Source organism: Ruegeria sp. CE8 (assembly GCF_056537465.1).
Window position 1 is genome coordinate 154,645 of the sequence record NZ_JBQFRP010000006.1, and the last position, 21,045, is coordinate 175,689.

Genomic DNA, 21,045 nt, shown 5'->3' on the forward strand with positions numbered 1-21,045 from the left:
TTGATACAGACGTCTCAAAGCACATTAGTGAGGCCGCGCATGACCCCCGAAGAAATCGCCAAACTGCCCTATCGACCCTGCGTGGGACTTATGCTGATGAATGCCGAGGGCAAGGTTTTTGTCGGCCAGCGCAATGACCGCCACAAGGACGCTTGGCAGATGCCTCAGGGTGGAGTGGACAAAGGCGAGGACCCACGGGATGCGGCGCTGCGTGAGCTTTGGGAGGAAACCGGCGTAACTTCGGACCTCGTTGAGGTCGTTGCCGAAACAAACGGCTGGCTGCCCTATGATCTGCCGCATGACATCGTGCCCAAAATCTGGAAGGGTCGCTTTCGCGGGCAGGAACAGAAATGGTATCTGCTGCGGTTTACCGGTAGTGACGACCAGATCGACATCCAGACAGAGCATCCGGAATTCACTCAATGGAAATGGCAGGACCCCGGTAAGCTGATCGAAGAGATCGTGCCGTTCAAACGTGAGGTTTACCAGCAGGTGGTTGCCGCCTTTGCCGATCACCTGTCATAAGACGGCATGCAAATAGAAGATATCTGGCCCAAGTACCGCGCACGCCTGAAAGCGTTTCTGCATTCGCGTGTGTCCAACGCGGCAGATGTAGATGACCTGCTGCAGGAAATCTTGGTCAAAGTTTTCACCGGTCTGCCAAACCTGAAGGACCCGGCGAAACTGCAGCCGTGGTTGTTTCAAACCGCCGATCGCACGATCATCGACTATTACCGGAAATCAGGCCGTGCCGAGGCGCACCCGGATGACCTTTGGTATCACCGCGACGATCCGGAAACACGTCAAGACTTGGAGGGCTGTGTCGAACCTTTCATTCGTGGATTGTCGCAGGAAACCGCGGACATGCTGATGGCGATCGACATCAATGGCATACCCCAACAGGATTACGCACAGGCGCAGGGGCTGGCGTATTCAACTCTGAAATCCCGCGTTCAGAAGGGGCGGGCAGAATTGCGAAAAGCGTTCGAAGATTGCTGCAATATCTCGATGGATGTGCGGGGTAATATCTCGGACGTTCAGGAAAAACCGAAATCCTGCAAAAAATGTTGATCTGATCGTCGTCTTTTTGGCGCGGGCTTCGTCTGACAGATGAAACCAGCAAAAGGAAAGACCAATGATCCGTATCATAAGTTTCAAAATCTGCCCTTTCGTTCAGCGCGTCACCGCGCTGTTGGAAGCCAAGCAGGTGCCTTATCAGATCGACTATATCAGCCTCAGCGACAAGCCGGACTGGTTTCTGGAATTGTCGCCGACAGGTCAGGTGCCGGTTCTGGTGACCGAGGGCGGCACCGCGCTGTTCGAGTCGGACGCAATTGCCGAATTCCTCGACGAAGTGACCGCGTCGCTGCAGCCCGACCTGACGCCCGAACAGCGCGCCCTGAACCGCGCGTGGAGCTATCAGGCAAGCAAACACTATCTGGTTCAGTGCAGCGCGATGCAAAGCGCGGATCAGGCGATCTTCTCTGATCGGATGACCAAGCTAAACGCCTCTTTCGCAAAGGCTGAAAAGCAGCTGGGCGATGGGCCTTATTTTGCGGGCGAGGCGCTGGGCAATGTCGATATGGCGTGGTTGCCGTTGCTCCATCGCGCTGCAATCGTGGCCGAACACAGCGGGCACGATATGTTGGTGGACTACCCCAAGGTGAAGGCTTGGCAACAGGCCTTGCTGGCGACAGGCATCCCGCAGAAAACCGTGTCCGAGGATTTTGTCGCGCGATTTGCCGAATTCTATCTGGCCGAACGGACGTGGCTTGGGCGGGGTGCGAACCTGAACGAAGCGCCGGCAACCGCTCCGTTGAAACAATCCGGCGGGTGCTGCGGGTGATTTACTCACCAAGCCGCACGTTGGCGTGAGGGGGCGTGGTCGCATCTGGTCGACCTGTCTAGCTTGACGGGTATGAAGGACACACCCCCATCTCCCTCTTTCGTACAACCCGCCGGACGCAAGTTCACGGGTGCAGACCGCCGCGCGCCGTTGCGCGGCGGTCTGCAAGGCTGCGCGGAATATAGCGCCGGTCAGACCGCAGGCCGGTTCTATCCCATTGCCTGTGTTGCGCTTGAAGTCACCCAGCGTTGCAATCTGGATTGCACGCTGTGTTATCTCTCGGACCGGGCCGAGATGACCTATGATCCGCCGCTTTCGGTTCTGTTCGCGCGGATTGCCACGATCCATAGCCACTATGGCCCCGGTGTCTCGGTCCAGTTGACGGGCGGAGATCCGACGCTGCGCAAGGTCGAAGATCTTGAATCGCTGTGCCGCGAGATCCGGCGATTGGGCATGCGGTCCTGCCTGATGACCAACGGTATCCGCGCCAGCCGGGCGTTTCTGACGCGGCTTGCGGCAGCGGGGTTGGATGACGTGGCCTTTCATGTCGACATGACTCAGGAGCGCAAAGGGTTTGCCAGCGAGGCCGAGCTAAATACCGTGCGTTGTGCCTACATCCGTCGTACGCGCGGGTTGGGCTTGCGGGTCTTGTTCAACACAACGGTCTTTGGCGGTAATTTCGACGAGCTTCCTACGCTGGCGCGGTTCCTGCGTGACCGCCTGGAGGTCGCCTTTGTTTCGTTCCAGATGCAGGCCGATACTGGCCGAGGGGTGCTGCGGGAACGACCCGACGCGATCACGCAAGACAGTGTAATGCGTGCGGTTGAGGCCGGGTATGAAACACCCCTGCATTTCGACACTGCAGCCGTAGGGCATTCGAAATGCAACCGCTATGCCAGCGTCGTCACCGCCGGAGGGCGCGCGGTATCGCTTCTGTCGGCCCGGCGATTGACGCATCGGGTGATTGCCGCGCTGGAACGGGCGGATCGGTCGACAGACGGCCATATCGACATCCGCGATGGTGTGCGGCGCATGGCGTTGCGCAACCCCCTTTTGGCTGCGCGGGCCGGTCTGCATCTTCTGGGGTGCGTTCTAAGTCTGGGGCGCGGTCTTTTGCGCGGACCGGTCCGCAGGCAATCCGTGTTCATCCATAACTTCATGGCCGCGGATGCGCTGGAAGAAGGTCGTTGTGCGTCCTGCGTGTTCATGGTCGCAACGGCAAACGGCCCGCTGTCCATGTGCGCCCACAACGCGCAACGCGACCTGCATCTGGCGGCGCCTGACCAGATTGACGGCCCGTTTGGTCCAAGCTGGTGGAACGCCGCAGCGCCACGCCTGTCAGGAACCCCCGATCTGCCGGACCTGAGCGATCCCGCTTTGGCTCCTCTCAAGCGGCTCAAGGGTCAGATGCGTGCATTGCGCCGGAACCGAAAGGACGCGTCATGAGAAACCTTCTGTTACTTCTGCTATTTCCGATACTGGCGGCCTGCGCCAGCGTGGAGCGATTGGCCCTGCCTGCGCCCGAAGCCCTGCCGGGGCAGACCCTGACCCGTTTCGCGGCACCTCCGGGAGAGAAGGTAGATCATCGGGATTGGGACAGCTTTCTGAACCGCTATGTCGCAATGGATACGCACGGTGTGAACCGGGTGGCTTATGGGCAAGTGACACAAACAGATCGAACGCGTCTGAAAGGATATCTGGCTGATCTGCAGGCTGTTGATCCGGTGCAGCTGACCAGCGACCAACAACTGGCTTACTGGATCAATCTGTACAACGCGCTGACGGTGGATGTCGTTCTCGACAACTACCCTGTAGCCTCGATCCGGGACATCAAGGACGGACCGCTTTCGATTGGGCCGTGGAACCGTCCTTTGGCACGGGTTGGCGGGGAAACCCTGACTCTGAATGACATCGAACATCGCGTCATCCGACCCACATTCAACGAGCCGCGCATCCATTACGCGCTGAACTGTGCCGCTGTGGGCTGCCCCAACCTGATGGACCGCGCCTGGCGGGCTGAGACGCTAGAGCGCGATCTCGCGACCGCCGAACATGCCTATGTCAACGACCCGCGCGGCGTGCGGTTCGACAACCGCGGCGGGCTTATCCTCTCGAAAATATATATCTGGTTCCGCGAGGATTTCGGTCCGAATGAAAAGGCTGTTCTTGCTTACATCGAAACGGTGGCGAAACCCGAGCTGCGCGCCCGCCTGCAGCATACGCCGCGTGTCAAAGCATATCAGTACGACTGGGCGCTGAACGACGCGGCGGCCGGATCGTAGCTGGCGGTTACAGCAACCCTTCGGCGCGCAGCAGTTCCTGCATGTTTGCCTCGGGGCGGGGGCCGATATGGCTGATGACCTCGCGGGCGCAGACATTGCCGATCCGTGCGCAGGTCTCATGATCGCGACCTGTGGCCATGCCGAACAGGAAACCAGCCGCGAATTGATCGCCTGCACCGGTCGCATCCACTGGCACCACTTTTTCAACCGGCACGTCGATGCGCTTGCCTTCGTTCAGAACCGTCACCCCGTCGCCCGAACGTGTGCATACGACCAGAGGGCAGATCGCGGCGGTTTTGGCCAGCGCCTCTTCCAGATCGTCAGTTTCGAACAGCGACTTGATCTCTGCCTCGTTGCCGATGACGAAATCCAGTTCGTTTTCGATCAGCAACAGGAAGTCGACACGGTGGCGTTCCACGCAGAACGGGTCGGAAATGGCGATACCAGCCTTGCCGCCGCCCTTGTGACACGCGCGTGCGGCCTCAAGGAAGGCAGCCTTGCCCTTTTCCTTGTCGAACAAATAGCCCTCAAGGAACATGATCTGGCTGTTGCCTGCGACCTCATCCGATACGTCCTGCGACGACAGTTCAGACGAAATCCCCAGATAGGTATTCATCGATCGTTCGCCATCGGGTGAGACAAAGATCATCGATCGCGACGTCGGCAGCTCTCCACCCGGAACCGGCGGGTTCACGAAGTCCACGCCATCTTCGTTCATCGCGTCCGCATAGAACCGGCCCAGTGCGTCATCGTGTACGCGTCCGATAAACGCCGAATCCAGCCCCAGCGCGCCTGCACCCGCGATCGTGTTGGCAACCGAACCGCCCGGCGTCTGAACCCGACCTTCCATCGAGGCATAAAGCACTTCGCCACGCTCCTGCTCGATCAGTTGCATGATGCCCTTTTCGATGCCCATCAGCTCCAGAAAGCTGTCATCGGCCTGAGAGATTACGTCCACCACGGCATTTCCGATGCCGACAAGCTGGTAGGTTTTCATAGGTTCTTGTCCTCAAATTCGCAGAGATCGCGGATGATACAGGTCGGGCACATGGGTTTGCGTGCCTTGCAGTGGTACCGGCCATGCAGGATCAGCCAGTGATGCGCATGCAGCTGAAAATCAACTGGGATATTGTCCTCGATGGCGCGTTCGACAGCGTCGACGTTTTTGCCGGGGCAGATACCAGAGCGGTTGCCGACGCGAAAGATATGGGTATCCACGGCCTGCGCCGGATATCGCCACCACATGTTCAGCACCACATTGGCCGTCTTGCGACCCACCCCCGGCAGCGATTGCAGGGCTGCGCGGGAATTGGGCACCTCGCCGCTATAGTCTTCGACCAGAATTCGGCTGAGCTTGATGACGTTCTTGGCTTTTTGCCGGAACAGGCCGATGGTCTTGATATGCTCGATCAGCCCCTCTTCACCCAGATCCAGCATCTTTTGCGGCGTGTCAGCGATCTTGAACAGCTCGCGCGTGGCTTTGTTTACCCCGGCGTCGGTGGCCTGCGCAGACAGCGCCACGGCCACGACCAGGGTATAGACGTTCACGTGATCCAGCTCGCCCTTGGGTTCGGGGTCGGCGTCCTGAAAACGTGTGAAGATCTCGCGGATCGTGTGATAATCAAGTTGTTTTGCCATCCGCGCCTTAATGCCGGTCGGGGCGCGTTGATACAAGTCCAAAGCCAATGCGCAAGTTCCGGGTCGCGAGGCCGTGACCTGCGCGCTATGGTTTGGACAAGACAATGAGGTGAGAACCATGAACGTCCAGACCCCGGAAAGCGGATACCATTACAACGTCATGCGTCGTGCCATTGATTTGATCGATCAGGGTGGCGAGAACCTGAGCCTCGACGAACTGGCGTGCCAGATGGACATGAGCCCCGCGCATTTCCAGCGCCTGTTCTCGCGTTGGACCGGGGTGTCGCCGAAACGGTATCAACAGTATCTGACATTGGGCCACGCCAAGGCGCTGCTGCGGGAACGGTTCACCACGTTGGAAACCGCGCATAACGTTGGCCTGTCCGGCAGTGGCCGCCTGCACGATCTGTTCCTGAAATGGGAATCCATGAGCCCCGGCGAATACGCCCGCAAGGGTGACGGGCTTACGATCTATTGGGGTTGGTTCGAATGCCCCTTTGGCCCGGCGCTTGTGATGGGAACGGACAAAGGCATCTGCGGCATGGCATTTGGCGCGGAGACCGGTGAGGAGGCTGCAATGGAGGACATGATCTCGCGCTGGCCTAAGGCGGAATTCGTCGAAGACCCGATGCGCCTGCGACCCTGGGTCCTCAGCGCGTTTGGCGCGGCCAGTGACCGGTTGGAGCCGACGCCGCTCTATCTGATCGGGTCACCTCTGCAGATCAAGGTTTGGGAAGCCCTGATGCATATTCCGTCGGGGCAGGTGACGACCTATTCGGAAATCGCACAGCGGGTCGGGTCGCCTCAGGCTGTTCGAGCCGTCGGGACAGCGGTGGGTCGCAATCCTGTCAGTTGGTTGATCCCCTGCCATCGCGCGTTGCGCAAATCCGGAGGATTGGGCGGCTATCATTGGGGACTGCCGGTGAAACGCGCGATGCTTGCTTATGAGGCCGCTCAGGCGGATGCGTAACCGCAGTCAAAAAGTAAGATCGTAAACCTGCTTCATGTGCTAGGTGAGTCTCTATGAGGCAGGACACCGGACAGACAACCCAGACATTCGCTGCATGGGCCATCCCCGTTTCGCTTGCAGTTTTATTGCTGAAACTGCTGGCGTGGTGGGTGACCGGCTCGGTCGCGTTGCTGTCGGATGCTTTGGAATCGGTTGTGAATGTGTTGGCGGCCTTGCTCGCATACTTTGCGGTCCGAATTTCAGGTATGCCGCCGGACAAAAAGCACCCGTTCGGACACAAAAAGGCCGAGTATCTGTCGGCCGTGGCCGAAGGAACCCTGATTGTTCTGGCCGCGCTTCTGATCATTCGCGAGGCCGTTTTTGCATTGCCCAATCCAGAATTGGCAGGCGCACCCTTTCTCGGCATCGCTATTAACGTGGGCGCGACCTGTCTGAACGGTATCTGGGCCTTTCTGCTGTTGCGGATCGGTCGACGCGAAAGTTCTCCTGCACTGGTAGCGAGCGCAAAGCATATTTTCACCGACCTGATAACGTCGGTTGGTGTCGTCGTCGGGCTGCTGATTGCGATGGCTACCGGTTGGCTGATCTTGGACCCTCTCATCGCGATCCTCGTAGCCCTCAACATTCTGTGGGAGGGTTGGAAAGTCATCCGCAGCTCGGTCGATGGGCTGATGGATGCCTCTTTGTCCGACAGGGATTTGAAGTCTGTGCGGGAAATGATCGAGGCCAATCTGGGCTCGGCGCTGGAATACCACGACCTACGGGGTCGCCGGTCAGCCAACATGATTTTCGTCGAATTCCACCTTGTCGTCGATGGCAGTATGTCGGTCGCCGATGCGCATGACATCTGCGATGATATCGAAGGGGCGTTGGTTGAAAAGTTCCCCGGATCTGTCTTTGTGATTCATCTGGAGCCGGACACCGAACTTAAAGAACCCGCCCGTGTCGTCGCTGTGGAGTAAAGTGTGTCCATGCCCTCAAAAGCGGCAGGGCTTTACCGCTTTTGTTTGGCTTGTTGATTGAGATGCCTTAACTCCTTACCGCCCCGAGGCACATGCTCACGAGTGGATAGTTCGGCCTTCAGCTCTAACCAGGCACGTTGCCAGTTCTCTCTGTCCTTGAATGCGATAAGCCCCTTTGCGACGACGGCTTCCCTCTCTTCATCGCTCCAATCGCTTTGGGAATAGAACTCCTGCAGACCTCTGAGAGCCATTAGGCGCGTCAGAAGTGAACCCGTGTGCATCTCAGCCAGCTGTTCAGTGCTCACGGGCTCAACAGTGTTCAAAAGGTCAAAATCGACCGTCATTGGGAAACTTGGTTACTCCGCCGCCCATCCCCCAACGGCTTTGACCTCAAGGAAATCTTCCAGCCCCCAAAGACCACCTTCGCGCCCGTTGCCCGACTGTTTCATCCCTCCAAACGGGGAGCCCGCAGAACGGGACTGGCCGTTCATTTCAACCATACCGGACCGAAGGACCCGCGCCATGCGGTTGGCACGTGCGCCATCCTGCGTCTGGACATAGTTGGTCAGGCCGTAGGGCGTGTCGTTGGCGATCTCGACCGCCTCTTCTTCGGTGTCGAAGGGGATCATGGTCAGGACCGGGCCAAAGATCTCTTCGCGCGCGATGGTCATCTGGTTGTTGGCATCGGCAAAGACGGTGGGGCGTACGTAGTAACCCTTGTTCAGACCCTCGGGGCGGCCAGTACCACCCGCAACCAGACGCGCGCCTTCGTCGATGCCCTTCTGGATCAGATCCTGAATTTTGGTCCACTGCGCCTCGTTCACGACGGGGCCGATGTGACGCCCTTCTTCCTGAGCACTTCCGACTGAGACCATGTTGGCCACTTCCGCTGCGGTCTCGACGGCCTGATCGTAGATCGGGCGCTGCACCAGCATGCGGCTGGGGGCGTTACAGCTTTGGCCGGTGTTGTTCATCATGTGCAAGACACCGCGTTTGACTGCCTTTTCATCAGCATCCGCAAAGACCACGTTTGCGCCCTTGCCGCCCAACTCCAGATGCACCTTTTTCAAGGTATCGGCTGCGCTTTTCGAAATCGCTGTGCCGGCACGGGTCGATCCGGTAAAGCTGACCATATCCACATCCGGATGCGCCGACAGTTGCGAACCGACCCCGACCCCGTCGCCATTCACCAGATTGAAGACACCGGCTGGGAAGCCCGCCTCATTCATCATCTCGGCAAAGATCATCGCGTTCAGCGGGCTTTGCTCGGACGGTTTCAGTACCATCGTGCATCCGGCGATCGCCGCGGCACCAACCTTGAGCGTGATCTGGTTCATCGGCCAGTTCCACGGCGTGATCAGGGCGGCCACGCCGACGGCTTCGTAGATGATCCGATCATTAGGCGCATGCTCGCCAAGCGGGCGTTCGAACTGGAACGCTTTGGCTGCGCGTACAAAGTTCGCAAGGTGATACATACCCGCACCGGATTGCTGAGTGCGCGCCATGTCGATGGGGGCCCCCATTTCAAGCGACATGGCTTGCGCCAGATCTTCGGAGCGGCTCTGGTAAATCTCGATCAGCTTTTCGACCAACGCGATGCGCTCTGCGACGGGGGTCGCCATCCAGCCGGGCAAGGCGGCCTTTGCTGCGGCAACGGCGTCGTCGGTATCGGCCTGCGCGCCGAGCGAGATCACTGCGCAGGGTTCTTCGGTCGAAGGGTTGATCACCTCGAAATCATTGGGTGCGGATGGGGCGACCCATGTTCCGTTGATGTAGAAATTGCGCTTCTCGATCATCGCGTATCCTCCTGATCCTTCAGCCCGGATGCCGGGAATTTGCGCCACTCTGGCACCGGCAAATTGGTGTGGCAAGGGATAATTTGATCAAATTATTTTCCTCAAAAATGAATACCCTTTAAGCCGGTGGATGGTTTAACAATGGCGCAGAGTAATTAGGTTTCTCCCAACCGACTCGGATATTTCAAAGAAAAGGAGATGTACCATGGGTTTGCGCATCAACGACACCGTTCCGAATTTCACCGCAGAAACGGATCAGGGCACCGTTCAGTTCCATGACTGGATTGGTGACAGCTGGGCGATCCTGTTCTCGCACCCCAAGGATTTCACTCCGGTCTGCACCACCGAGTTCTCGGCCGTTGCACAGCTGAACGATGAATGGGCGGCACGCAACACCAAGGTGATTGGTGTGTCGGTCGATGGTGTCGAAGACCACAAGAAGTGGAAGAAAGACATCGAGGCATACGGCAATGCCAACCCCGGTTTCCCGATCATCGCCGATGACGGGCTGGCCGTGTCCAAGGCGTTCGACATGCTGCCGGCCGAGGCCTACCTGCCCGATGGCCGCACCCCCGCCGACAGTGCTACCGTACGTTCCGTCTTTATCATCGGCCCGGACAAACAGCTGAAACTGTCGATGACCTACCCGATGACCGTGGGCCGCAACTTTGCGGAAATCCTGCGCGCACTGGATGGCCTGCAGATGAGCGCCAAAGGCGTTGCCACCCCTGCGAACTGGGTGCCGGGCGAAGACGTGATAATTCCGCCCGCCGTCTCGAATGATGAAGCAAAAGAGAAGTTTGGCGAGTTCGAAACGATCTTCCCGTATCTGCGAAAAACCAAAGCGCCCAGTTAAAACAATGCGGGCGGGGCACAAAGCCCCGCCCGTTTTCAATTTGGCCGAGTTTTCTGTCAGGCCGCAGATCGTTGCGGAAACTGGTACAGTTTCCTGCGATACGAAGCTCGCTTAAACTCACGCGTCAGTTTGTCGGCCAGAGGCGGGCTTGTCTGAATGGTCGAGCCCCCGATTTCGCCAGCCACTTCCTTGTTACCGCTTCCCTGCAATGAAAGAATTGGCTGTCCTGTCACCCAATGCATCTGCAGGAACGTATCAACCGGTCGGTCGATCTGATTGGTTACGGCTAGCAACCGCTCGGCCGCACGGCGTCCGACCATCTGGCAAACACATTGCAGGCCAATCACCCTGGGCAGGATCAGGCGCAGCCCGTTATGCTGGGCCAGGGTTTGCGACGGTTCTTCGCGTTGCTTTACCGGAATGCGGATATAGTGATCCGGGGTGGCCAGCGGTTCCAGCATTTCCAAGGCTTCGGCCATGCGGCAGGCGTCCACGCGCAGATCATCCTCGGTGATGATCGCCCGATCGATTTTCTCATCCACCATCTTGCGCCAAATGCGACGGTGACTCTCGAAGACGCCAATCTCGGCCGGCTTCAATGCGAAGGGGTATCTGGGGCGATACAAATCGCCGGGAAACAACTGAATGCCCGCGATCTGTTCGGGGTCTTTGCCGTTTACGGCTTCGAACAACTCGGCGTTGGGCAGTTCAGAGCATAGCCTTTCGGCGTTGGGACGCCGGGCTGCGCTTGAGGTCATATGGATCACAAAAGACTTCATGCCACAGTGCATAGAACACGGGGGGCAGAGGGGGAAGAGAAACCAGACAGAAACCCTTCCGCCCAGTCAATCAGAAGCCGTAGCGCAGGCCAAAGTTGACGCTGAAGGCGTCGATGTCGTCCTCAACTGTACCAGTTGAGGTGCCATTTGGGGCCAAACGCGCAGAAGAAACGTCGAATGCGCGAGTATAACGAGTGTCCAGGGTCAGGTCGGTGTTCGTGCTGACCTCGTAGGCGACACCGGCAATAACTTGCGCAGCAAAGGTCGTGTCGGTGTCGTTCAGCGCGACGCCCGGTCCGTACGCAAAGTCCAGATCGGAATAGGTGGCCCCCAGACCCAGGCCGACATATGGGGTGAACGCTCCGGCTTGCTTGAAATCGACCAGCACATTGGCAAACAACGATGTTTGCGTCACGTCGCCCGAAATGTTGGCTTCGGCGCCGGGACCGTTGCCCGAGAAGTTCACGCCATCCACATCATTGTCACGATAGGACAGCTCAAGCTCGATCCGGGTGCCGATCTGGTCGTTCGACCATTGCGGGATCTCTTTGCCGACGGCGATACCCAGCCCGTAACCGCCATCAAAGTCTGCATCCACGGATTGGGTCGATCCGTTGATCGTTCCGCTGAAGTCGCTGTCCTGCAACTGGCTGTACCCGGCGAAGCCCTGAACGTAGAGGCCGTCCGACAGGCTTTGCGCGGCCAGCGCGGATGCGCTGATTGTCAGGGCCGCTGAGGCGAGAATAAGACGCTTAACCATAATCAAGTCCTTTGTTCCGTGGTCTGTCTTGCGCAGATGTGGGAACCGCGGGGACGAAAGGAAGGTGGCGGGCCTTCACTTCGCTTCACAGGTTATTTGGGCAGTGTGAATGAATAACCCGGAGACTGTAAGTCGTCAGTTCAGACCGCCGAACCCGCACTGTCATCAGGGTTTTTGATCAGCGGTTCAGACAGAAGTTCTTCGACGAAGTAGCTCAGCAACTGCAACCGCCCAGAGACGCCCGCCTTGCGGTAAACCGCAGCGCACTGTGCCTTGATCGTGCCCTCTTTGGTCTGTCGCAGTTCAGCCATTTCAGCTATGGTCAGGCCCTTGATCGACAACATCGCGACGTCCCGTTCAGCATCGCTTAGCTGCCATTCATCGAACTGGTGTTCAATGATCCGGGCGAATGCGCCTTGCGCGATGTGCAATTGCCGCTGCAAGTCGTATACCCGTCTGACCTGAGAGCGGATCAGGGCGATTGTGGCGGTCAGCCCTCCGACCAATGCCAGCGCCAGAACCAGTTCGAACGCGTGCAGGTGGCGAAAACCGGCGCTTTCCCCTCCGGTCCAGTCCAGAGCCGCGTCGGTCATGAAAAAGGCGGCGCAGAGGGCCTGCACCACCAGAAGAAGCCAGAGCAAAGACGTTTGTGAAATCTTCATACGGCCCCTTTGACATCACGTGTTCAGTCGTCGTCCTCTTCCAGTTCGATGGCGGTCACCACGCCATCGGTCTCGGACAGGACCAGTTCAGTTTCCACGCCATCCTTGACGAGTTCAACCTCGATCTCGCCATCTTCGAATTCGATCTCTTCGATCTGGTATCCCTGCCCCTCCAGAGCGGCGCGGATATCGGCCTCGGTGGTGCCCAGCTTGTCACCCAGCCCAACATTGGCCAGCGCAAGGACCGGTGCGGTCGCAATCAGGCCGGTCAAAGTCAGCAGTTTCAAGGTTTCCATATCGCATCTCCTTTTTGCGTTGTGGCGATGTGATCGAACTGGGGGGCTGCGGGACGCTCTGCGATTGGCTTTTGGTTGATTTGGGTCGAATTGAACCAAGGTTTATGCCTCAAAAACGGTGGATTCGGGCGTCTGGTTTAGGATTTGAGCATTTTGTGATAGGGTGTCGTGGGGGAAAATCTACAGGCAGCAACCAACGACGTCGGGATTTCACACTGTGCGTAACAGGAGATGACGATGGCATTTACTGATTGGTATGTTGAAGGCGATGCTTTTGGGAACTGTAACTGCGGCTATGCATGTCCATGCCAGTTCGAAGAGTTGCCCACTCATGGGCATTGTCGCGGGTTCGAAGTGCTTGAGATCAAAAAAGGACATTTCGGCGATACGGATTTGAGCGGCACAAAAGCTGCCCTGATTTACGCCTGGCCGGGTCCGATTTTCGAAGGTGGCGGCGAGATGCAGGTGATCATCGATCCCAGCGCGTCAGAGGCGCAGCGCGCAGCATTGGAAAAGGTTTTTCACGGCGAAGAAACCGAAGAAATGGCAACACATTGGTTCGTGTTCAGGGCCATGTGCGAGAGGGTTCACGACACCCTGTTTTTGCCGATTGATTTCGAAATGGACATGGAGGGGCGCACGGCCAATGTCTCAATCGGTGACGTACTTCAATCAACCGGAAAGCCGATTCAGGCCCCGCATGGCGGCGGCCCACATCGTGTGCGGATCGACATACCCGGCGGGATTGAATTCACCCTGGCTGAGATCGGTAGCGCTTCGACCAAGGCAGACGCAGCGATCAAGTTGGATCTGAACGACAGCTATGGCCAATGGCATGTGATGAAGCACGGACCGTCGGGAGTTGCGCACTGACGATCACGCTTCATCGATGTCCACAAGAACCGGGGCTGTGTCATAGATGATCGTTACAGATTTGAACCGGCTCTGATCTTCGGTAAGTTCGAAAAGGGCCACACACTCGATGGTTTCGGGATGACCGTCATGGATGATGCGTGTGTAGTCAAAATGCACCGCCATTTGCAGTGCGCTGGACGTATCGGCGAATGTGTTCTTGTGTACGGTAGACCGGTCCTTCGTGATCTTCATGACATGGGTATAAAAATCCCGCGCCTGTTGCTTGCCGGAAATTGGTGAGGTCGCGGTCGCGTCATTGGCAAACAAGCTCAGCATCTGAGAGACATCATCGCTTTCGATAGCCTGCAAATATTGCCGCGCCAGATGGTCAATTCGATCTTTGTCTGACATCGCTTTCCCTCCTGCTGGATCAGGTTGCAATGTAGCACAAAAAAAGGCCCCGGCGTTTCCGCCGGGGCCTCGGTCATTGGAAAGAAGAACAGATTACTCTGCGCTTTCCTCTTTCTTTTCTTTCTTCTCGGGAACGATCTCTTCGCCGGTTTCTTGATCGACGACTTTCATCGACAGGCGGACCTTGCCGCGATCGTCAAAGCCCAGCAGCTTGACCTTTACTTCCTGACCTTCTTTCAGAACATCCGACGGATGGTTCAGGCGGCGGTTTTCGATCTGGGACACGTGGACCAGTCCGTCGCGCTTGCCAAAGAAGTTCACGAAAGCGCCGAAGTCGACGATCTTGACCACTTTACCGGTGTAGACCTGACCTTCTTCCGGCTCGGCCACGATCGAGTAGATCATGTCGTAGGCCTTCTTGATCGATTCACCATCGGGCGAGGCGATCTTGATGACGCCATCGTCGTTGATGTCGACCTTGGCACCCGAGGTTTCCACGATCTCGCGGATGACCTTACCGCCCGAGCCGATCACTTCGCGGATCTTGTCGGTCGGGATGTTCATGGTCTCGATACGCGGAGCGTGGACCGAGAATTCGTTGGTCTCTGACAGGGCTTTGCCCATCTCGCCCAGAATGTGCATCCGGCCTTCTTTGGCCTGTGCGAGAGCGGTTTCCATGATCTGCGGCGTGATGCCTGCGACCTTGATGTCCATCTGCAGCGAGGTGATGCCGTTTTCGGTACCCGCCACTTTGAAGTCCATGTCGCCCAGGTGGTCTTCGTCACCCAGAATGTCGGTCAGAACAGCGTATTCGCCGTCATCTTCCAGGATCAGACCCATGGCCACACCGGCAACCGGTGCTTTCAGCGGAACACCTGCATCCATCATCGACAGCGAGCCGCCGCAGACAGAAGCCATCGAGGACGAGCCGTTGGATTCCGTGATCTCCGACACCACGCGGATGGTGTAGGGGAAGTCGGTCGGCGCAGGCAGAACCGCCTGCAACGCGCGCCATGCCAGCTTGCCGTGGCCAATCTCACGACGGCCGGGCGACCCGACGCGGCCAACCTCACCCACCGAATACGGAGGGAAGTTGTAATGCAGCAGGAAGTTCGATTTGAAGTTGCCGTGCAGTGCGTCGATGAACTGTTCGTCGTCGCCGGTGCCCAGCGTGGTCACGGCCAGTGCCTGTGTTTCACCACGGGTGAACAGGGCAGAACCGTGCGTACGCGGCAGCAGCGAGGTTTCAGCATCGATGGCACGGACATCGGTGGTCGAGCGACCGTCGATGCGCTTGCCGCCTTTGACGACGTCGCCGCGCAGGATGCCGGCTTCCAGCTTTTTCATCGCCGAACCCAGGTTGCCGTCTTCCAGCTGTTCCTCGGTCAGCGCTTCCTTGATCGCTTCACGGGCAGCGGCAACAGCGGCGGTGCGCTCTTGCTTGTCGGTGATTGCGAAAGCGGCGCGCATCTGCTCTTCACCGGCGGCCGCAACGGCGGCGTACAGTTCCGAGTAATCGGGCGCTTCAAACTCAAACGGCTCTTTGGCGGTTTCTTCGGCCAGATCGATGATCAGGTCCAGAACCGGCTGGATCTGCTCATGCGCGAAATTCACGGCGCCCAGCATCTCTGCTTCGGACAGCTCGTAAGCTTCGGATTCAACCATCATCACGGCGTTCTTGGTGCCGGCGACAACTAGATCCAGACGCTGTTCAGGATTCAGGCGCAGGTCCTGCATGTCGTCCACGGTCGGGTTCAGGACGTACTCGCCATCCACGAAACCAACCCGGGCACCGGCGATCGGGCCGCGGAACGGTGCGCCCGAAATGGTCAGGGCAGCCGAAGCGGCGATCATAGCGACGATGTCGGGGTCGTTGACCAGATCGTGGCTCAGCACGGTGCACATCACCAGAACTTCGTTTTTGAAGCCGTCAACGAACAGCGGGCGGATCGGACGGTCGATCAGACGCGCGGTCAGCGTCTCTTTCTCGGTCGGGCGCGCCTCGCGCTTGAAGAAGCCACCCGGAACCTTACCGGCGGCATAGTATTTCTCTTGGTAGTGCACGGTCAGCGGGAAAAAGTCCTGACCGGGCTTTTGCTGCTTGGCAAAGGTCACGTTCGCCATAACGCTGGTTTCGCCCAGCGTGGCAATCACGGTGCCGTCGGCCTGGCGCGCAACTTTGCCAGTTTCCAGTGTGAGCGTCTCTTCGCCCCACTGCATCGATTTCTTCGTTACATCAAACATATGCGTATCCTAGATGAGAGCACTCCCGCCCCTGCGGGTCTCCCGTTTGCATGGCGGCCCCATTGCCGCCGACCCCAATTTATCTTCCGTTCGAGTGCCGGGGTCAGGGCACAACGTCTCAGATAGCGCGCGCATACATGAGATTGCGCCCAAAGGAAAGCGAAACCGACCGCTCCGTTGGGGCTGACAATTTGGTCACGCAGCAAGTCCGCACAACTTTTGCCAAAGCAGTTCGATGGCAATGTGATCCTGATCCGCCTTGCGTGCAGCGCAAATGTTCCAAGTGATCTGCGGGTCGGTCTCGATCAGTTTGATCCGGCCAGTTTCGACAAGCTCAGCAAAGGTTTCGGGCATCCCACCGACGATCCATTTTCCGTCGCCCAAAAGAGAGGTCAGAAACGCATAGTCGTCACTTTCGATCTGCGGCAATGTCTTGACCTTCTGGGCCGCGCCATCGTCGCCACCAAGGGCTTTGGTCAGCGCCGCGCGCCAGTGTTTGTGCAAATGCGGCGAGGCAAAAGGATAGGTGAACACGTCGCTGAGGGTGCACACAGGAACGTCGTGCAGCGGATGGCTGACATGGGCGCCGAAGACCACGGCCCGTTTTTCGAACATCATCAGTTCGATATTCTCGGTTTCCGGCGTGTGGGTCAGATCGCCGACGTAGATGTCAATCTCGCCGCTTTCCAGCATCTCGATCGGTGCCTGTCGCGCGCTGACAGAAACGCGAACGCGCAACCCGGGCGATACCTGCAAAGCTGCCTGTATTGCAGGCTTGATCAGCGTTCGAGGCGTCAGTGGCCCACAGCCGATGCGTACCGTCTGCCCCGCATCAGACCGGATAAATTCGATTTGACGTTCGCAAGTCTGCAAGTCCGTTTGGAGCTTTCTGGCGACCGGCAGAAAGTCCCGCCCTTCGCGGGTCAGACCACTGTTGCCGCGTTTGCGGTGAAACAGCGGAAATCCAACCTGGCTTTCCGCCATCGCGACATAGCGTGACAATGATGCGTTCGATACGCCCATGCGTTTTGCGGCCTCCTGAAAGTTTCCGGTTTCAGCAAGGTTCAGGAAGGCAGAGAGGGATTTTTCGTTCAGCATCGCGGCCTCTGAAGTTTCAGATATCGCGTATTACGTTCCAGAAATTGCAAGAATGTAAACCCATGTTGCGAGCCAATCAGGCCAGCCTCTAGGAACATATCATGCGGGCCGTTTTGGCCAATATTCATCGTTCTCAGGAGGTTAACCTGGTGTTTCAGATCAAATCGATAGCGGTTAGCGCCGCCACCGCACTCTGGGCGGTCGCGACAGCGGCCATTGCAGAAACCGAAAAACCCAACATCCTTGTCATCATGGCCGATGATGTCGGTTGGGCCAGCCTCGGCAGTTATCATCAGGGTGTCAAAAGCATCCAAACGCCCAATCTCGATCAGCTTGCCGCCCAGGGTGCGCGCCTGACGGACTACTATGCGCAGCCCAGTTGTACAGCAGGTCGGTCCGCTTTCATCACGGGCCAATACCCGGTGCGGACCGGCATGCACACAGTTGGCCTGCCCGGCGATCCCGTTGGCCTCAGTGATGAAGACCCGACATTGGCCAATATCCTGAAATCTCTGGGCTATACGACCGGTCAGTTTGGCAAGAACCACCTGGGTGACCTCAATAAGTTCCTGCCAACGGTCAAAGGGTTTGATGAGTATTGGGGGTGGCTCTATCATCTCAACGCGATGGAATACACGTCCGACCCGGATTGGCCAAAAGATCCGGAGTTCGCGCAGCAGTTCGGCCCGCGCAACATCATTCACTCGTTTGCAACGGACACCATGGACGAAACCGTCAATCCCCGTTGGGGCGTGGTTGGGAAGCAGCGCATCATCGATGACGGCCCCGCCCCACCAGAACGCCAGAAGACGCTAGATGACGAGGTCACGGCCCATACCCTCGACTTCATTGATCGCGCGGTCGAAAGCGAAACGCCGTTTTTCGTCTGGATGGCCCCCGCAAGGGCGCATGTCTGGACCCATCTCAGCCCGGAATACGAGGCGATGCTGGGCGACGGTCGTGGGCTGCAGGACGTTGTGATGAAAGAGTTGGACGATAATGTCGGCAAAGTCACCGCTCATCTGGAAGAGCTCGGTATCACCGACAATACCATCGTCATTTTTACGTCTGACAATGGCCCCGAGACGATGACCTGGCCCGATGGCGGCACGACGCCGTTCCACGGCGAAAAAGGCACGACCTGGGAGGGCGGATTCCGTGTGCCCGCCATCATCCGCTGGCCCGGCCAGATTGCCGAGGGTCAGGTGCTGAACGGTATCTTTGATGGCATGGACTGGATGCCGACACTTGTTGCGGCGGCCGGAGGCTCTCAGGATTTGCCAGCAGAGCTGCTGGACGGGTTCGAAGGGTACAAAGTGCATTTGGACGGTTACAATCAGCTTTCCTACCTGACTGGCGAGACAGGCAGCAACCGGAAGGAAATCGTTTATTATGAAGGCACTGACCTGCAGGCGGTGCGCTATAACGACTGGAAGGCGCACTTCACCATTCAGGAGAAAGGCTGGGCTGGTCCCAAGGAAGAACTGAACGCGCCGCTTCTGTTCAATCTGCGCCGTGATCCGTACGAAAAGGCGGCCGAGGAATCCGGCATGTATACCCGCTGGATGGGCAACAAGATGTGGGCTTTTGGCCCGGCAGCCCGTCTGGTTCAGGCGCATCTGGCCACGTTCGCCGAGTTTCCACCGCGCGGCGCAACCGTGGGCAATGAGACACACGTTCAGGAGCAGGTCAGTAGCGAAGGGGGGATGTCGCAGTAGCGTCTCAGGCGATTGCGTACCGGCTAACAAAAGGTTGAAACGCCCGCTACTCGGTGGGCGTTTTCCTTTCAATATGTTTGCCGCTAACATGCGGTAAAGTGAATGCATTTTGTGAAATTTTGGTGTCAGTGTAATATGTTAACACTTCCCCCAAGGTCGACATGACGGGAGCGCGCCAAGGGAGTCGATAACTCAGAACCGTCATCCGGCAGAATACCTTGGCGTTTGCATTGCGCGAACAGAAGGGCAGTCGAATGGCTGACACCAAGAAAATGCTGGATCCGGATCCGCGGATCTATGATTTTGAGACCGAATACGAGCTTGGGCAAGACAACGTCCGGCCCTTCGGTCTGGATATCCACAACCCCGTTTTCCTGATCTCGAGCATCGTGATTTTTGCGTTCGTTCTGATCGCACTGGCCAACCAAGAAGCGGCCGCCACGTTCTTTGGGTGGCTCAGGCCATGGCTGACCAGCACGTTTGACTGGTTCCTGGTGCTATCGGTCGATGCGATCACCCTGTTTTGCCTCGTTCTGATCATTCTGCCGGTGGGCAGCGTTCGGATCGGAGGCAAGGACGCCAAGCCTGACTACTCCTACGCCGGATGGATCGCGATGATGTTCGCCGCCGGTATCGGCATTGGGCTGCTGTTCTTCGGCGTGATGGAGCCGGTTTATTACAACTTCGCGGAAGATGGTAATGCCGTTCCGTTGGGTATCGACATCGCAGTGCCGGGCAATGAATACGCCGGTGTCGTTGGCACCATTCACCATTGGGGCCTTGAAGGCTGGGCGGTCTATGCCGCAGTCGGTCTTAGCCTTGCGATCTTCAGCTATAATCTGGATTTGCCACTGACCCTCAGATCCGCTTTCTACCCAATTTTGGGCGAGCGCGTCTGGGGATGGTGGGGTCATATTATCGACACGCTGGCGGTCTTTGCCACATTGTTCGGTCTGACCACCTCACTTGGTTTGGGCGCACAGCAAGTTGCAGCGGGGTTGAACGAAGTCTTCGGTATCGAACCCAGTCCGACAGTCGTCGTTCTGTTGATCATCGGTATCACCATGATTGCCCTCGGCTCGGTTCTGCTGGGTATGGATGCAGGCGTCAAAAGGCTGAGCGAGATCAACATGGTCATGGCCGTTGGCCTGTTCCTGTTCGTGATTGCCGTGACCGGAGTCGGCACTGCGATAGCGCGGTACTTCAACGTGATGACGGACTATGTGTTGCACTTACCGGCGCTCTCGAACCCATTTGGTCGTGAGGACACCAGCTACTTCCACGGCTGGACGACGTTCTACTGGGCATGGTGGATCGCATGGTCGCCATTTGTGGGCATGTTCATCGCCCGCATTTCCAAGGGTCGCACGGTGCGTGAATTCGTCATATGTGCATTGCTGGCCCCCACAGCGGTATGTGCCCTGTGGATGTCGACATTCGGTGGCGCAGCCATCGATATGCTGAACGCAGGCGGTGCCGAAGGTGTCCGTGCAACGGTGATCGAAAGCTACGCCCCCGAAGGCGCGCTGTTTGGGTTCCTGAAAGAGCTTCCGCTCTACGGTATCGTGGCCCCGATCGCGTTGATATTGATCGTGATCTTCTTCGTGACCTCGTCGGATTCCGGATCGTTGGTGATCGACACGATCACTGCGGGCGGCAAAATGGATGCCCCGGTGATCCAGCGCGTGTTCTGGTGCACTCTGGAAGGTCTGGTGGCCATTGCGTTGCTGCTTGGCGGAGGGTTGGCGGCGTTGCAGGGCGCGGCGGTATCGACCGGCATTCCGTTCACGCTGGTGGTTCTGATCATGTGCTACTGCCTGTGGCTGGCGCTGAAATCGGAACGGGCTAAGATGTAAGCTGACATCGCATGAA

The 21,045-nt window shown here is 57.9% G+C and carries 22 protein-coding genes; 11 read left to right on the forward strand and 11 right to left on the reverse strand.

Annotation, left to right across the window (positions count from 1 at the left end):
* The first annotated feature begins 39 nt into the window (after positions 1-39).
* The 5 genes from ACR0AA_RS12225 (at position 40) to ACR0AA_RS12245 (ending at position 4,128) form a co-directional block, all read left to right on the forward strand.
* The gene (locus ACR0AA_RS12225) at positions 40-525 is read left to right on the forward strand and encodes an RNA pyrophosphohydrolase (RefSeq protein WP_480664993.1); all 486 of its coding nucleotides are present in this window, start codon (positions 40-42) and stop codon (positions 523-525) included.
* Between the two features lie 6 nt (positions 526-531).
* On the forward strand, positions 532-1,071 hold the full coding sequence (gene sigZ, locus ACR0AA_RS12230; RefSeq protein WP_480664994.1) for an RNA polymerase sigma factor SigZ: 540 nt from the start codon (positions 532-534) through the stop codon (positions 1,069-1,071).
* Between the two features lie 64 nt (positions 1,072-1,135).
* Positions 1,136-1,846: a glutathione S-transferase family protein gene (locus tag ACR0AA_RS12235; RefSeq protein ID WP_480664995.1), complete on the forward strand. Its 711-nt coding sequence runs from the start codon at positions 1,136-1,138 to the stop codon at positions 1,844-1,846.
* A gap of 72 nt (positions 1,847-1,918) precedes the next feature.
* Positions 1,919-3,292 (forward strand): radical SAM protein, encoded by a 1,374-nt coding sequence (locus ACR0AA_RS12240; protein WP_480664996.1) that lies wholly within the window; start codon positions 1,919-1,921, stop codon positions 3,290-3,292.
* The gene (locus ACR0AA_RS12245) at positions 3,289-4,128 is read left to right on the forward strand and encodes a DUF547 domain-containing protein (protein WP_480664997.1); all 840 of its coding nucleotides are present in this window, start codon (positions 3,289-3,291) and stop codon (positions 4,126-4,128) included. The genes ACR0AA_RS12240 and ACR0AA_RS12245 overlap by 4 nt, the downstream gene beginning before the upstream one ends.
* Before the next feature lie 7 nt (positions 4,129-4,135).
* Here the strand turns inward: ACR0AA_RS12245 and ACR0AA_RS12250 are convergent, their stop codons facing one another.
* On the reverse strand, positions 4,136-5,125 hold the full coding sequence (locus ACR0AA_RS12250) for an adenosine kinase (RefSeq protein ID WP_480664998.1): 990 nt from the start codon (positions 5,123-5,125) through the stop codon (positions 4,136-4,138).
* Positions 5,122-5,766: an endonuclease III gene (gene nth / locus ACR0AA_RS12255; RefSeq protein ID WP_480664999.1), complete on the reverse strand. Its 645-nt coding sequence runs from the start codon at positions 5,764-5,766 to the stop codon at positions 5,122-5,124. Before nth ends, ACR0AA_RS12250 begins: the two co-directional genes overlap by 4 nt.
* A gap of 118 nt (positions 5,767-5,884) precedes the next feature.
* Here nth and ACR0AA_RS12260 point away from each other — a divergent pair, with 118 nt between their 5' ends.
* Both ACR0AA_RS12260 and ACR0AA_RS12265 read left to right on the forward strand, forming a co-directional pair.
* On the forward strand, positions 5,885-6,736 hold the full coding sequence (locus tag ACR0AA_RS12260) for a methylated-DNA--[protein]-cysteine S-methyltransferase (RefSeq protein ID WP_480665000.1): 852 nt from the start codon (positions 5,885-5,887) through the stop codon (positions 6,734-6,736).
* Positions 6,737-6,789: 53 nt separating this feature from the next.
* Positions 6,790-7,698, forward strand: coding sequence for a cation diffusion facilitator family transporter (locus ACR0AA_RS12265; protein WP_480665001.1), 909 nt, complete (start codon positions 6,790-6,792; stop codon positions 7,696-7,698).
* A 32-nt stretch (positions 7,699-7,730) separates the two neighbouring features.
* Here the strand turns inward: ACR0AA_RS12265 and ACR0AA_RS12270 are convergent, their stop codons facing one another.
* Together ACR0AA_RS12270 and ACR0AA_RS12275 are read right to left on the reverse strand one after the other, a co-directional pair.
* A complete protein-coding gene (locus tag ACR0AA_RS12270) occupies positions 7,731-8,042 on the reverse strand; it encodes a hypothetical protein (protein WP_480665002.1) in 312 nt (103 codons plus the stop codon).
* Positions 8,043-8,054: 12 nt separating this feature from the next.
* A complete protein-coding gene (locus ACR0AA_RS12275) occupies positions 8,055-9,494 on the reverse strand; it encodes an aldehyde dehydrogenase family protein (RefSeq protein ID WP_480665003.1) in 1,440 nt (479 codons plus the stop codon).
* 205 nt (positions 9,495-9,699) lie between these two features.
* Between ACR0AA_RS12275 and ACR0AA_RS12280 the strand changes: the two genes are divergently transcribed.
* Positions 9,700-10,350, forward strand: a complete 651-nt coding sequence (locus ACR0AA_RS12280) for a peroxiredoxin (RefSeq protein WP_170408508.1) — start codon at positions 9,700-9,702, stop codon at positions 10,348-10,350.
* A 56-nt stretch (positions 10,351-10,406) separates the two neighbouring features.
* Here the strand turns inward: ACR0AA_RS12280 and ACR0AA_RS12285 are convergent, their stop codons facing one another.
* The 4 genes from ACR0AA_RS12285 to ACR0AA_RS12300 all read right to left on the reverse strand — a co-directional run bounded on the left by ACR0AA_RS12285 (position 10,407) and on the right by ACR0AA_RS12300 (position 12,847).
* Complete coding sequence (locus ACR0AA_RS12285; protein WP_480665004.1) at positions 10,407-11,129, reverse strand: glycosyltransferase family 25 protein; 723 nt, start codon at positions 11,127-11,129, stop codon at positions 10,407-10,409.
* Positions 11,130-11,199: 70 nt separating this feature from the next.
* Entirely contained in the window at positions 11,200-11,889 is a 690-nt protein-coding gene (locus ACR0AA_RS12290; protein ID WP_480665005.1) for an outer membrane protein, read from the reverse strand.
* 140 nt (positions 11,890-12,029) lie between these two features.
* On the reverse strand, positions 12,030-12,551 hold the full coding sequence (locus ACR0AA_RS12295; RefSeq protein ID WP_480665006.1) for a helix-turn-helix transcriptional regulator: 522 nt from the start codon (positions 12,549-12,551) through the stop codon (positions 12,030-12,032).
* A gap of 23 nt (positions 12,552-12,574) precedes the next feature.
* Positions 12,575-12,847 (reverse strand): PepSY domain-containing protein, encoded by a 273-nt coding sequence (locus ACR0AA_RS12300; RefSeq protein WP_480665007.1) that lies wholly within the window; start codon positions 12,845-12,847, stop codon positions 12,575-12,577.
* Between the two features lie 237 nt (positions 12,848-13,084).
* Here ACR0AA_RS12300 and ACR0AA_RS12305 point away from each other — a divergent pair, with 237 nt between their 5' ends.
* Positions 13,085-13,720, forward strand: a complete 636-nt coding sequence (locus ACR0AA_RS12305; protein ID WP_480756148.1) for a DUF1326 domain-containing protein — start codon at positions 13,085-13,087, stop codon at positions 13,718-13,720.
* Positions 13,721-13,723: 3 nt separating this feature from the next.
* Here the strand turns inward: ACR0AA_RS12305 and ACR0AA_RS12310 are convergent, their stop codons facing one another.
* From ACR0AA_RS12310 to ACR0AA_RS12320, 3 genes are all read right to left on the reverse strand, one after another.
* The gene (locus ACR0AA_RS12310) at positions 13,724-14,113 is read right to left on the reverse strand and encodes a nuclear transport factor 2 family protein (RefSeq protein WP_480665009.1); all 390 of its coding nucleotides are present in this window, start codon (positions 14,111-14,113) and stop codon (positions 13,724-13,726) included.
* Positions 14,114-14,206: 93 nt separating this feature from the next.
* On the reverse strand, positions 14,207-16,357 hold the full coding sequence (pnp, locus tag ACR0AA_RS12315) for a polyribonucleotide nucleotidyltransferase (protein ID WP_480756149.1): 2,151 nt from the start codon (positions 16,355-16,357) through the stop codon (positions 14,207-14,209).
* Positions 16,358-16,552: 195 nt separating this feature from the next.
* The gene (locus tag ACR0AA_RS12320) at positions 16,553-17,455 is read right to left on the reverse strand and encodes a LysR family transcriptional regulator (RefSeq protein ID WP_480665011.1); all 903 of its coding nucleotides are present in this window, start codon (positions 17,453-17,455) and stop codon (positions 16,553-16,555) included.
* A 149-nt stretch (positions 17,456-17,604) separates the two neighbouring features.
* Between ACR0AA_RS12320 and ACR0AA_RS12325 the strand changes: the two genes are divergently transcribed.
* The gene (locus ACR0AA_RS12325) at positions 17,605-19,173 is read left to right on the forward strand and encodes an arylsulfatase (RefSeq protein WP_480665012.1); all 1,569 of its coding nucleotides are present in this window, start codon (positions 17,605-17,607) and stop codon (positions 19,171-19,173) included.
* Between the two features lie 254 nt (positions 19,174-19,427).
* Positions 19,428-21,029 (forward strand): BCCT family transporter, encoded by a 1,602-nt coding sequence (locus ACR0AA_RS12330; RefSeq protein ID WP_480665013.1) that lies wholly within the window; start codon positions 19,428-19,430, stop codon positions 21,027-21,029.
* The last annotated feature ends 16 nt before the right edge of the window (positions 21,030-21,045 follow it).